General features: G+C 42.7%; 10 protein-coding genes. 8 read left to right on the top strand and 2 right to left on the bottom strand.

Translation table 11 applies throughout. From position 1 onward, the window contains the following. The first annotated feature begins 65 nt into the window (after nucleotides 1–65). The 5 genes from KDM90_RS03980 to KDM90_RS03960 all read left to right on the top strand — a co-directional run bounded on the left by KDM90_RS03980 (nucleotide 66) and on the right by KDM90_RS03960 (nucleotide 8,546). The gene (locus tag KDM90_RS03980) at nucleotides 66–2,477 is read left to right on the top strand and encodes a type I restriction-modification system subunit M (protein ID WP_212674250.1); all 2,412 of its coding nucleotides are present in this window, start codon (nucleotides 66–68) and stop codon (nucleotides 2,475–2,477) included. Next, on the top strand, nucleotides 2,468–3,628 hold the full coding sequence (locus KDM90_RS03975) for a restriction endonuclease subunit S (protein WP_212674249.1): 1,161 nt from the start codon (nucleotides 2,468–2,470) through the stop codon (nucleotides 3,626–3,628). The genes KDM90_RS03980 and KDM90_RS03975 overlap by 10 nt, the downstream gene beginning before the upstream one ends. Next, a complete protein-coding gene (locus KDM90_RS03970; RefSeq protein ID WP_212674248.1) occupies nucleotides 3,625–6,699 on the top strand; it encodes a type I restriction endonuclease subunit R in 3,075 nt (1,024 codons plus the stop codon). The genes KDM90_RS03975 and KDM90_RS03970 overlap by 4 nt, the downstream gene beginning before the upstream one ends. Before the next feature lie 22 nt (nucleotides 6,700–6,721). After that, nucleotides 6,722–7,456 (top strand): M48 family metallopeptidase, encoded by a 735-nt coding sequence (locus KDM90_RS03965; protein WP_212674247.1) that lies wholly within the window; start codon nucleotides 6,722–6,724, stop codon nucleotides 7,454–7,456. Between the two features lie 70 nt (nucleotides 7,457–7,526). Continuing rightward, a complete protein-coding gene (locus KDM90_RS03960; RefSeq protein WP_212674246.1) occupies nucleotides 7,527–8,546 on the top strand; it encodes a hypothetical protein in 1,020 nt (339 codons plus the stop codon). Between the two features lie 43 nt (nucleotides 8,547–8,589). Here KDM90_RS03960 and KDM90_RS03955 read toward each other — a convergent pair whose 3' ends face one another. Together KDM90_RS03955 and KDM90_RS03950 are read right to left on the bottom strand one after the other, a co-directional pair. After that, a complete protein-coding gene (locus KDM90_RS03955; RefSeq protein ID WP_212674245.1) occupies nucleotides 8,590–9,321 on the bottom strand; it encodes a zinc metalloprotease in 732 nt (243 codons plus the stop codon). 210 nt (nucleotides 9,322–9,531) lie between these two features. After that, nucleotides 9,532–9,963 (bottom strand): hypothetical protein, encoded by a 432-nt coding sequence (locus KDM90_RS03950; RefSeq protein ID WP_212674244.1) that lies wholly within the window; start codon nucleotides 9,961–9,963, stop codon nucleotides 9,532–9,534. A gap of 164 nt (nucleotides 9,964–10,127) precedes the next feature. Between KDM90_RS03950 and KDM90_RS03945 the strand changes: the two genes are divergently transcribed. The 3 genes from KDM90_RS03945 to KDM90_RS03935 all read left to right on the top strand — a co-directional run bounded on the left by KDM90_RS03945 (nucleotide 10,128) and on the right by KDM90_RS03935 (nucleotide 12,496). Then, nucleotides 10,128–10,532 (top strand): helix-turn-helix domain-containing protein, encoded by a 405-nt coding sequence (locus tag KDM90_RS03945; protein ID WP_212674243.1) that lies wholly within the window; start codon nucleotides 10,128–10,130, stop codon nucleotides 10,530–10,532. 36 nt (nucleotides 10,533–10,568) lie between these two features. Next, on the top strand, nucleotides 10,569–11,111 hold the full coding sequence (locus tag KDM90_RS03940; protein WP_212674242.1) for a hypothetical protein: 543 nt from the start codon (nucleotides 10,569–10,571) through the stop codon (nucleotides 11,109–11,111). An 878-nt stretch (nucleotides 11,112–11,989) separates the two neighbouring features. Next, on the top strand, nucleotides 11,990–12,496 hold the full coding sequence (locus KDM90_RS03935) for an antirestriction protein ArdA (protein WP_212674241.1): 507 nt from the start codon (nucleotides 11,990–11,992) through the stop codon (nucleotides 12,494–12,496). The last annotated feature ends 12 nt before the right edge of the window (nucleotides 12,497–12,508 follow it).

Genomic DNA, 12,508 nt, shown 5'->3' with positions numbered 1-12,508 from the left:
CTGGTAACAAAAAAATCATTGATACCGTACAAACACCGTGTTTTAACATTCAAATATAAAAATCTATGGCAATCAAAAAATCAGAACTCTACTCCTCCCTATGGCAAAGCTGCGATGAACTACGTGGCGGTATGGATGCCAGCCAATATAAAGACTATGTTCTGGTCATGCTGTTTATTAAGTACGTCAGCGATAAATATGCAGGTGTGCCGTTCGCGCCGATTAGCATTCCAGCAGGTGCCAGCTTTAAAGATATGGTGGCACTCAAAGGAACAAGCACCATTGGCGACGACATCAACAAGAAAATTATTGCACCCTTAGCAGATGCAAATAAATTGTCGGACATGCCCGACTTCAACGATGCCACTAAGCTGGGTGACGGCAAAGAAAAAGTGGAGCGCCTGACCAACCTGATCGCTATCTTTGAAAAGAAAGAACTCGATTTCAGTAGCAACCGTGCCGAGGGCGACGATATTCTAGGCGATGCTTACGAATACCTGATGCGCCACTTTGCTACTGAAAGCGGCAAGAGCAAAGGTCAGTTTTATACACCTGCCGAAGTTTCAAAAGTGTTGGCACAAATTCTCGGTATCGCCAATGCGAACACCAGTGCCAATACCACCGTGTATGACCCGACCTGTGGTTCAGGCTCATTGCTCTTGAAAATTGCCGACGAAGCCAAAACAGAAGTGACTTTGTACGGACAGGAAAAAGATGCTGCCACTAGTGGCTTGGCACGCATGAACATGATCTTGCACGACAACCCAACCGCTGAAATCAAGCAAGGCAATACACTGGCGAATCCCTTGTTCTTGAATGAGCAAGGCAGCCTAAAAACCTTTGATTATGTCGTCGCCAATCCCCCATTCTCAGATAAACGCTGGGGCACGGGTGTAGATGCCTTGCATGACATCCATACGCGCTTTCAAGAATACGGTGTCCCACCTGCCAAGAATGGTGACTACGCCTATTTGCTACATATTATTCGTTCGCTCAAGAGCAATGGCAAAGGCGCTTGTATTTTGCCGCATGGAGTTTTATTCCGGGGCAATGCCGAAGCCGTGATTCGTGAAGCCTTGATTCGCAAAGGCATCATTAAAGGCATCATTGGTTTGCCTGCCAATTTGTTTTACGGCACAGGCATTCCTGCTTGCATCATCGTTATTGATAAAGAGGGTGCAAATAATCGCAAAGCCATTTTCATGATCGATGCGAGTAAAGGTTTTATCAAAGACGGCAATAAAAATCGCTTGCGTGATATGGATATTCATCAGATTGTGGATGTATTCAACAAGCAAACAGAGATCGACAAATACAGCCGTATCGTGCCTTTTGATGAAATCGAAAAGAACGAGTTCAACCTGAACATCCCACGCTATATTGATAGTTCAGAACCAGAAGACTTGCAGCATATTGATGCCCACCTGCTTGGTGATATTCCCAAGGCGGACGTCGATGCACTCAAAGCCTATTGGGATGTTTACCCGAATCTCAAAGCAAGTTTATTTACAGCGTCCAGCCGTAGCCCACATTTTTATGCGCTCACGGTCAATAAGGATGCCATCAAAACCACGATCTATCAGCACCCAGAATTCGTGCAATTCATGGCACAGATGAACAGCGTGTTTGAGCAATGGCAAACCAGCACTACCACAACGCTCAAAGATTTACAGCCAGGGCATCATCCCAAACAAGTTATTCATGCTATAGGTGAAAGCCTGCTCGCTGCTTACACTGATAAAGCTTTGCTGAACAAATACGACGTCTATCAGCATTTAATGAATTACTGGTTTGCGGTTATGCAAGATGATTGCTACCTGATTGCCAGTGATGGCTGGAAGGCAGACACTTATCGTATCTTGGTCGAAAATAAAACCACCAAGAAAGTCAGCGACAAAGGCTGGACTTGTGATCTGGTGCCGAAAGACTTGGTGATTAACCGTTACTTCGCAGCAGAAAAAGCAGCGATTCAAGCTTTGGAAGCAGAGAGCGAAAACCTCAGCAGTCAGATCACCGAACTGGAAGAAGAGCACGGTGGCGAAGATGGCTATTTTGCGGAACTCGAAAAAGTCAATAAAGCCAATGTCGCCGCACGCCTGAAAGAAATCAAAGGCGATGCAGAAGCAAAAGATGAAATCGTCGTTCTGAAAAAATATCTGGATGTAACAGAAGACTTAGCCACGACCAATAAAAAAATCAAAGAGGCACAAGCCAAATTGGACGCCGCAGTGCTGGCGCATTATCCGACATTGACCACCGAACAAATTAAGACTTTGGTGGTGGATGATAAATGGATCGCGACCATTGCCAAAGATATTTATACCGAGATGGACAGAATCAGCCAGCGATTAACACACAGAATTAAAGAGCTGGCGGAGCGCTATGAAACGCCATTGCCTGTGCAAACACAAGAAGTGGCAGATTTAGAAAAAGCCGTTCAAATGCATTTGGCGAAGATGGGGTTTGTATGGAATTGAGAGCAGGATATAAGAAAATTGAAGGAAGAATAATTCCAAATGATTGGGATATGTATACCGTCAATGATCTGATAACGTTCGAAGGTGGCTCACAGCCAGATAAATCTACTTTTGTATTTTCTGCGAGGAATGGATATGTGCGTCTAATTCAGATTAGAGACTACAAATCTGATAAATATGAAACTTATGTACCGATAAATTTAGCAAGAAAATTCTGTACGCAAGAAGACATAATGATTGGCAGATATGGCCCACCAATATTTCAAATTCTGAAAGGAATTGAAGGTGCATATAATGTCGCCCTCATTAAGGCGACACCCAAATCGAAATTGAGCAATCTGTATGCCTATTTTTTTCTAAAACAAGACTCGCTCTTTTCATTTGTTGAGAAGCTTTCTCAAAGATCTTCTGGGCAAACGGGTATTGACCTGAATGAATTAAAAGGCTATCCGCTTCCTCTGCCGAAATCATACGCAGAACAAACCGCCATAGCCAATGCCCTAAGCGATGCCGATGCCTTGATAGGCTCGCTGCAAAAACTCATTGCAAAAAAACGCCAGATCAAACAAGGGGCGATGCAGACCTTGCTTAATCCTTATGAAAATGGAAAGCTAAAAACGGGCTGGACGGTTCAAAAGTTGGGCGAGATGTGTGAAAAAATCACTACTGGAAAGTTGGATGCAAATGCAATGGTAACGCATGGCGATTATCCTTTTTTTACATGTGCAAAGGAACACTATTGGATAGATAAGTACGCATTTGATACTGAGGCGCTTTTGGTTTCAGGAAATGGCGCAAATGTTGGATATATTCACTACTACAACGGAAAATTTAATGCCTACCAACGAACTTACGTTTTGAGTGGCTTCAGCAACCATATCCATTTCTTGAAACTCTATATGGCGCGAAATTTGCAAGAGCGAATCCGAATTGAGGTCAATGCGGGAAATACACCATATATCGTTATGGGAACATTGACGGAAATGGATGTGTTCTTGCCGATTGATGTTTCAGAGCAAATTAAAATTGCGAAGATTCTGAGTGATATGGACTCTGAATTAGAAGTTCTCGAAACTAAACTCGCAAAATACCAGCAAATCAAACAAGGCATGATGCAAAACCTGCTGACAGGAAGGATACGCTTAGTATGAGTCTCGCCCCATCTTCTAGCGGTGCTATCGGTAAGCCAGAACGTGCCACACAAAATCGTGTGGTGGCTTTGTGCCAGAACACCTTAGGTTATATCTATCTGGGCAATCTGGAAGACAAGGCTGATAACAGCAATATTGATGAAGGCTTGCTGAGCACGTATCTGCGCAAACAGGCATACACCACTGAGCAAATCAACCGTGCCATCTATGCTTTGCGCATCGCCGCCAATAACCATAGCCAGAACCTGTACACCAATAACAAAGCCGTATATGGCTTATTACGCTATGGAGTGGATGTCAAAACCGAAGCCAGCGCACCGACCGATACGGTGCAACTGATTAACTGGAAACAGCCTCACCAAAATGATTTTTATATTGCCGAAGAAGTGACGGTGTATGGCAATCATGAGAAACGCCCTGACATAGTGCTGTATGTGAACGGCATCGCGATTGCGGTGCTGGAACTCAAAAACAGCCGTGTCTCTATTGGCGATGGCATACGCCAAAGTTTGGTAAATCAAAAGCCTGAATTTATCGGTGATTTTTTTAGCACGGTGCAATTTGTATTTGCTGGCAATGATTCCGAAGGACTGCAATACGGCACCATTGGCACACCAGAAAAATTCTTCTTGAAGTGGAAGGAAGACGAACAAGACAACGACGGCTATAAGCTGGATAAATACCTAGCTAAAATCTGCAACAAGCAAAGGCTGATCGAGCTGATGCATGATTTTGTCTTGTTTGATGGCGGTGTGAAAAAGCTACCGCGTGTGCATCAATACTTTGGCATCAAGGCGGCGCAAGAGCATGTGCGACGGCGTGAGGGCGGCATTTTGTGGCATACCCAAGGCAGCGGTAAAAGTATTTTGATGGTGTTGCTGGCGAAATGGATTTTAGAAAATAATGCCAAAGCCCGTGTGGTAGTAATTACTGATAGGGATGAGTTAGACAAGCAGATTAAGCGTGTTTTCACTGATGCCGAAGAAAAGATAGAACAAGCCAAGAGTGGTCGCGATTTGATGAGCTTGCTTGCTAGCCCCAGCCCACGTTTGATTTGTTCCTTAGTGCATAAGTTTGGTAAAAAAGACGTAGAGAATTTTGAGCAATTCATCAAAGAATTAGAAAGCCAACCTACCCAAGCCGTTGGTGAGTTGTTTGTGTTTGTGGATGAGTGCCACCGCACCCAAAGCGGCAGATTGCATCGTGTGATGAAAGCTTTATTACCCAATGCGGTATTTATCGGTTTTACGGGCACACCTTTGCTGAAAAAAGACAAATCCACCAGCCTGGAAGTGTTTGGCAAATACATTCATACCTACAAATTCAACGAGGCGGTAGAAGATAAGGTGGTATTGGATTTAGTCTATGAAGCACGTGATATTGACCAAAAGCTGTCATCGCAGAAAAAGGTCGATGAATGGTTTGCTGCAAAAACCCGTGGTTTAAATGACTTCCAAAAGTTTGAATTGAAAAAACAATGGGGCACGATGCAAAATGTGCTGAGTTCACGTTCACGCATGGAAAAAGTTGTTGCCGATATTATTTTTGATTTTGGTGTGAAGCCGCGTTTAAGTTCGCAGGCAGGTAATGCGATTTTAGTGGCATCCAGTATTTACGAAGCCTGCCGCTATTACGAGTTATTTCAAGGCACTTCACTAAAAAACAAATGCGCGGTCATCACTTCTTACAATCCACAGACCAAAGACATCACCACGGAAGATACGGGTGCGAATACCGAAACCGATAAAGAAACCATTTACAAGATTTATACCGAGCTATTGAAAGATGTCGCTGCCAAGCCGGGTATGAACAAGACTGAAAGCTATGAAGAGACAGCGAAAGAATTGTTTCTGAAACAGCCAGCTAACATGAAGCTTTTAGTGGTAGTCGATAAATTATTAACGGGCTTTGACGCGCCAAGTTGTACTTATCTTTATATTGATAAGCAAATGCAAGACCACGGCTTGTTTCAAGCGATTTGCCGTGTCAATCGCCTAGATACGGACGACAAAGAATTCGGCTACATCGTTGACTATAAAAAGCTGTTTGAGAAGGTTGAGAATGCGGTCGCCGTCTACACCTCAGAGCTGGACTATGACGGTTTTGAAAAGGATGATTGCGATATTTTGTTGAAGAATCGTCTTGAAACAGGACGCGAACGTTTAGACACTGCCATTGAAGAACTGGCTTTGTTGTGTGAACCAGTCAAGCCACCCAAAGGCGATCTGGAACATATTCATTATTTCTGCGGAAATACTGAGGTCGCCAGTGACTTAAAGGAACGCGAAGTACAACGCACCTCACTTTATAAAGCAATCGTTACCTTGATTCGTGCCTATGCGAACATCGCTGACGAAATGCAAGAAGCTGGATACAGCGAAACGCAGATTCAAGACATCAAGGCTTTGGTGGATCACTATCTGAAATTGCGTGAGTTAATCCGCCATGCTAGCAATGAAGTGTTGGACTTAAAAGCCTATGAAGCCGATATGCGGCATTTGATTGATAACTACATTCAAGCAGAAGTGCCAGAAGTGATTTCACCTTTTGGTGAGATGCCCCTGATTGATATTATCGTCAATAGTGGTATCGCAGCGGCAATCAATGCCCAGCCTGACGGTATTAAGGGCAATAAAGACGCGGTGGCTGAAACCATTGAGAACAATGTGCGTAGCAAAATCATCAAAGACCATTTGCTAGACCCTGCGTATTTTGAAAAGATGTCTAAGCTGCTGGATGAAATTATCAAACAGCGTAAGCAAGGTGCCTTAGATTACGAGGACTATCTCAACAATATCGCGGAGCTTGCCAAGAAAGTCGCACAAGGTTATGCACCGACTACACCACCAGCTTTAAACACCCAAGGCAAACGGGCAATCTACAATAATTTGGGACAAGATGAAGGCATTGCATTAGCTGTTCACCAAGTGATGGCAGACTATGCACCCGATAATTGGAAAGATAATCGGGCAAAAGAGCAGATCGTCAAAGGCAAGTTGTACGAGGTATTGGGTGATGTGGAAAAAGTGGAAGCGATTTTCCCGATATTGAAGCAACAGCATGAGTATTGACGCATTTTAAAAATAAGTAAGCATGAGAACAGCCACACATCAATTCAAGCTGGGCAATATTCCCGTTGCCGTGAGCATGAAAGATATTAAGAACGTGCATTTGAGCGTACACCCGCCAGAAGGACGGGTGAGTGTGTCTGCGCCGTTGGGGATGGCGAAAGATACGATACGTGTGTTTGTGATTTCTAAACTGGGGTGGATTAAACGCCAACAAGCCAAACTCAGGCAGCAAGAACGCGAAGCACCAAGAGAATTTATTAATCGTGAAAGCCATTACTTCAATGGTGAACGATACCTGCTAAGAGTAGTGCCTCTCGCACCCTCGCAAGGTGCTGCACATGTTCAACTCAAACACAAAACCATGGAGTTGCATATACGCCCCGATGCCAGTATGGAATCACGAGCGACAGTTGTCAGTGAATGGTATCGGCAACAATTGAAACTAGCCGTGCCAAGTATCATCGCCAAATATCAAAAAATGATGAAGGTAGAAGTCGCGGAATTTGGTATCAAAAAAATGAAAACCAAATGGGGCACATGCAACCCGAATGCCAAACGACTCTGGCTTAATTTGGAACTGGCAAAGAAGCCACCTGAATGCCTGGAATATATCGTCGTGCATGAGATGACCCATTTGCTGGAGCCTAGCCACAACGACCGATTTGTGGCACTGATGGACAAGTTTATGCCAAAGTGGCGGTTTCACAAGGATGAACTTAATCGTTTGCCTGTGCGGCATGAGAGTTGGGGGTATTGAATACGAACAATATTGATTTGTTTGTGTTGATCGATTTGCCTTTATCCAGTTTGTAGATGATGACATTAAAATGAATAAACTAAAGAAGAAAGATAAGTATGTGTCAGAACACGTAGTTACGTTTCATAGCTCTGCTGCATTATTTATTTCGGCAGACCAACTTCTGTCGGACGGAATGATGAGTGAGGAGGAAAGTCAAATATCCAAAGATTCTCATATCTACCTAATTTGCCAACGTCCATCACTATCATTTGAGAAAAGTAGTTTTGAATACTTAGATGGTCATCTCATTGGAAATTTGCTCTACACAAAAAATGAGAAAGAAGAGAAGATTCCCTTCAAACAGGAGTTTCCGCTATTGGATGGAGTTATTGAAGTTAGGCTCTCCAATTATCCTCATCGCGAAGTGCAAACATTTGATGAGCAAGGTAATCAAGTGCGCAGGCTACCTGCTAACTTCTTAGCGCATAAACTTGCGTGGGATGGATCGATAGCAGACCTATCTGATCTTAAAGTTCTGTATATCGGTCAGTCGTTTGGAAGCGGTAAACGTACGGCAATTGAGCGACTACGAAGTCACTCAACTTTCCAGAAGATTTTGGCTGATACTTGCTATTCGTCACCAGACAGCGAGATTATTTTGGTGACTGTTCGATATGAGCCTTATGGGTTTATGACAAGTATGGATGGAAGGGATAAAGAAGCAATATCGGATGAACGTGATGATCGTCGTTTTAAGAGCATTCTAGAAAATCCACTTAAAAAAGGTCAGCAGATTTCTTTGGTAGAAGCCGCGTTGATTCGATATTTTCAACCTCATTACAATGATAAATTTAAGAAAAAATTTCCCTCGCGTGATGTAAAAGTTCTTGCTGAATGTTTTCATCTCGATTTTTCAGGGTTGATTGTATCCCTTGATATTACTGACTCCCCACTTGCGCTCTTCTCCGATGTTGTTCCGTCAAGCCAAACCCATATGATCTCTATAAGCCTTGTCGATCAAAATGAGAGAAGAGGATTTTTTCAAGCGTCAGATGGCGAAGGAAATTTTCGAAAAACTTTGCCGAACATATTTAATTTGTCGAAATAACTGACTCAATTGAATTGCACTTTGGAAAAATGTCTTCATTCAGTTAATTCGCTGCCCGACGAACAATCAGATTTTGTGCGATTGTTGATTGCGGATTGCCATACAAGGTCGCCAGCACGTCCCAAAATGCAGGTGAAATTGCATCGCCAGTTCCAAACCCCTTGAAGTGATTAGCAAGCCCCAATGCATGCCCAAACTCGTGAGTCACAATGTCTTGTGTCACGTCGCAGTGGCCATTTCCAAGATTGACGAAGACAGGATTTGATGCAATTCCATACTCGCTGTTGGGTTGGATCATATTTCCGATACCGGGACCTTCTGAAACATTCGCGCAGTAGCCTTGATAATTGGTCGATCCCAGCGGGACATAAGATGTGCCATAGCTGATCTGAATGAAATTTTCATTAGCTGGCTTCACTGAAACTGGTTCTAAAACCAAGACGTTCCTCAACTTCGTGTTGATTTGTAATATGGCATTGTTCACCTTGTTCGCATAGTCCTGTTCTGTCGTATTCCCATTCGTCGGTGCTGGAATATAGACGAGAACATGTCGGTTTGGTGTTGATAGCCACCTCCAAGTTCCTGGTGGTTTTTGCAGTGAAATAAAGTTCGAGAAGAAATCAATATTGCTGAATTTGAGATTGGCAATAATCTCGGTATCACTTGCGGTGGTGACGGTAGGCTGATTATTGCCATTACCGCTGCCTGAATTACCACCGCCGCATGCTGATAATGCGACAGCAAATAGAGTTGCTGCCATGAAGCTGAATTTCATGTTGTGATCCTTGGGTTTAAATTAATCTTTGAAAATCGGAGTGGTGATTTGTATTAGCTCTTTGAGCGCTTCAACTGATCAGAGTCGAGGAAGAAAAACGTCTTGAACTCGCCGTCCTTGCGAATACCAAATTCTAGTTTTGCATGAACATAGAAAGTTTGGGAGTGTCCGCCTTTGCCACAGACATACTTCTTCATGACACCAAAATTTTTAATGACCAACTTCTGCTTTCATTTGCTGAATCAATTTTGATTTTTTTGACGCAAGCCAAAACAGATACAGGCTGACTGGCATAGTCAACATAAAACCGAGCATGATTATTCCTATGATGATCAAGCCATTTTTTTGTTTTGAGAATGCAGATGGAATAAAACCAATTGGTGTCCTGCCTTCGGCTTTTATTCCATAGATATACAATGGATAACTTGCTTTATCGTAAAACTTCACCAAATACAGTTCCACTTCATCGCCAACATTTAAGTAGTTATCAAGAGTAGATCTGATGGCAACGTTCTGAATGACTGTTGTACGACCGCTTTTTTCTTTAATCTCAATTACGGTGTAGTTTTTTGCCAGATTGGTTGCGATTGCATTCCCCAGCATTGTGATAACACCGCTAATTTTTCTAAAATTTTTAGCCATATTTTCCTCGCGCTTGATTTGGTAGCAAAGTTCTATCGTTAAGTGGTAGACCTAAAAAATCAATTAAAAATGATTGAATATGTCATTTTATAATGACGCATTGAGTCATTCCAAGGTTGACGTAAAAAGATCACACTTCATGCTCTACTATGACGGGGTGTGTCATGCCACAAGAAGAAATTAGCCCAGAAAAACAATTGGCTCGTGAAGTCGGTCAAATTATTGCAACTAGAAGGAAAGCGATGAAATTCACGCAGGCTGAGTTAGCAGAAAGGATGGAAATCGAAAAAGAAACTGTTAGCAGAATTGAAACTGGTCACATTGCACCCACCTTGGCACGCCTAGCTCAAATCGCTAAATTACTGGACTGTGAAATCAGCGACTTGCTGAAAATCAGCACACCTGATGTAAGTGACCGGGCATTGGCACTAATGAACCGCATGGAAAATTTAAGCGATGGTCAGCAGACTATCTTGCTGGATTTATTCGGTAAGGTCGCACTGGCTATGGGCAAGCTGAATGCCAAGGATAGGAAAGTGGTGGAGAGATTTCTAGGTGAGATTTTGTAGAGTAAAAGTGAAGCTTCCTTTGCAATGGAAATAATCATGCCAAAAAGCACAGAAGTACTTATTGGAAAATATATCAGTAATACCGTTGATGCTACTCGTTTACTGTACGAGAACAATTTGTTTGGGCATCTTTTAGTGCTTATATATTCATCAATCGATTCAATGGGACTCTTGGACGCGGAGCCAAGTATAACGAGTGCTTCTGGTCATACTTTTAAAAATTGGGTTAAGAAATATATTCTCGTCTATCCTGGTTTGGATTTCAATGACGTTGATTTATGGGGAGCGCGATGTGCTGTTTTGCACACTTTTACTTCACAATCGGACTTGTCAAGAAAAGGAGATGCTAGGCAAATCCAGTATTTTTCCGGTCCTAAAAATAGTCCAATGGCACTGGCATTTGTTGCTGCCACAAAGGATATTGATAATGGAATTCATGTTTCGGCGCATATTGAAGATACTTACCTTGCGTTTCTTGATGGGCTAAAAAATTTCTACGCTGACCTTGTAAATAACTGCAGAAATAACCCCGCATACGAGATTAGACTCAATAATGTGTTACAACACTATTCACTTTGAGATGTCAAATCAGGTAGTCGTCGAGAGTCAGTAAAGACGATTTCCTAAATTAATTGATGGTGAGTGGCGTCCCCAGTATCCCTGCTTTACCACCCCCTTAGTTGTTGATTGTTCGGCATTCAAAATTAGAAATAGCAAACCTGTTATGTTTGGCAATAGTTCTGCGCGGTTCTGATCTGAAAAATATTTGAGCAGAACATTGTAAGCCTTATCCCGCATAGCTTTCCTTATGGGTTCTGCGGTTCCACTCTCGATAATTCATATAGAGAAAAAAGAGGAAAGGCTACTGCGCTTTTTATATGTACCTAGCTTCCATCATTCGCGCAGAACCTATTTTTTTGTTGAAAGCAATTGATGCATAAGGTTTTCATGGTTCTACTCGGCTGAAATCTAATGCCAGTAAAGGTTTTGAAAAATGAGCCTTATGCAGCAAGGTTTTCACGGTTCTGCGGTTTCTGACGAAACGCAAATCTAAGCCATTATTCAGTTTGTCCATGCTGTCCAAGTCGTTTTAAATCCCTGCAACGTCCCCCGGCATAACTGCGAAATCATTTTCCACAGCATCTCTGTTATTTACCCGTCAATTTATCTGCACCACCTTTTCCCCGTCTCGCTAAAAACGCCAAGATTTGCATGTCTGCGAATCAAAACAAGCATTCCCCTTCGGGATTTTCTGCAATCGGTTCTCACTTCGTTGCGACTGCGATTTTGACAAATTGCTTGCATTGCCTCTTGTCCAGCCATGCCATTCGTGGCTTAGGCGAAACGACTCAAAAATGATGCAGATAAACGAGTTGTGAAGTCTGCAAAAACAGAGCAAGTCTTCAATCAACTTCAGGCTCAACCAGCCTAAAAACGATACGAAAGCAGAGAACACCATGAGCACATTATTCGCACAGCCTTATAGCTTAGATGCAGTTGGTTTTTACTTTGACACTTTGGAGGCATACGCCGAGAAATCGGAAAGTTTGCTGGACACTTTTGGCAATCCTGTGGAAGAGTTCGAAATCCAGTTTATTGATGGTGACGACTGCGAGCTATTTTCAGCTTGTGGGATCAACCAAGGCAATTTGCACACATGGTTTGAAGATGTTTTAGATTTGAGAGATCAAGAAAAGACAGCCTTGTTTTATCTGTGCAGTATTTTGGGCTACAACTTGGAAAATGCTTTGGATAAACTGGAAGACGTGAATTTATCAGAGGGTAATTTGAAGGATGTAGCCGAGACCCTGTTTGACGAATTCTATTTAAGCGATGTACCAGAATCAGTGCGCGCATACATTGATTACGAAAAATATGCTCGTGACTGTGAACTTGGTGGTGACTTGTGCGAATTTGATTTTAACGGCACTACCTGGACATGTACGAATGCATCGAGTTTATGATGAAGGTGGTTT

It is taken from the genome of Affinundibacterium fentianense (genome assembly GCF_018139545.1).
Lineage (GTDB): Bacteria > Pseudomonadota > Gammaproteobacteria > Burkholderiales > Burkholderiaceae_D > Undibacterium > Undibacterium fentianense.
This window is presented reverse-complemented; position numbering and strand designations above follow the sequence as displayed.

Excerpts from the sequence above, each read along its gene's own strand:
- KDM90_RS03945 (WP_212674243.1), top strand. The coding sequence starts at position 10,128 with ATGCCACAAGAAGAAATTAGCCCAGAAAAACAATTGGCTCGTGAAGTC.
- KDM90_RS03960 (WP_212674246.1), top strand. The coding sequence starts at position 7,527 with ATGAATAAACTAAAGAAGAAAGATAAGTATGTGTCAGAACACGTAGTT.
- KDM90_RS03940 (WP_212674242.1), top strand. The coding sequence starts at position 10,569 with ATGCCAAAAAGCACAGAAGTACTTATTGGAAAATATATCAGTAATACC.
- KDM90_RS03965 (WP_212674247.1), top strand. The coding sequence starts at position 6,722 with ATGAGAACAGCCACACATCAATTCAAGCTGGGCAATATTCCCGTTGCC.
- KDM90_RS03975 (WP_212674249.1), top strand. The coding sequence starts at position 2,468 with ATGGAATTGAGAGCAGGATATAAGAAAATTGAAGGAAGAATAATTCCA.
- KDM90_RS03950 (WP_212674244.1), bottom strand. The coding sequence starts at position 9,963 with ATGGCTAAAAATTTTAGAAAAATTAGCGGTGTTATCACAATGCTGGGG.
- KDM90_RS03970 (WP_212674248.1), top strand. The coding sequence starts at position 3,625 with ATGAGTCTCGCCCCATCTTCTAGCGGTGCTATCGGTAAGCCAGAACGT.
- KDM90_RS03980 (WP_212674250.1), top strand. The coding sequence starts at position 66 with ATGGCAATCAAAAAATCAGAACTCTACTCCTCCCTATGGCAAAGCTGC.
- KDM90_RS03955 (WP_212674245.1), bottom strand. The coding sequence starts at position 9,321 with ATGAAATTCAGCTTCATGGCAGCAACTCTATTTGCTGTCGCATTATCA.
- KDM90_RS03935 (WP_212674241.1), top strand. The coding sequence starts at position 11,990 with ATGAGCACATTATTCGCACAGCCTTATAGCTTAGATGCAGTTGGTTTT.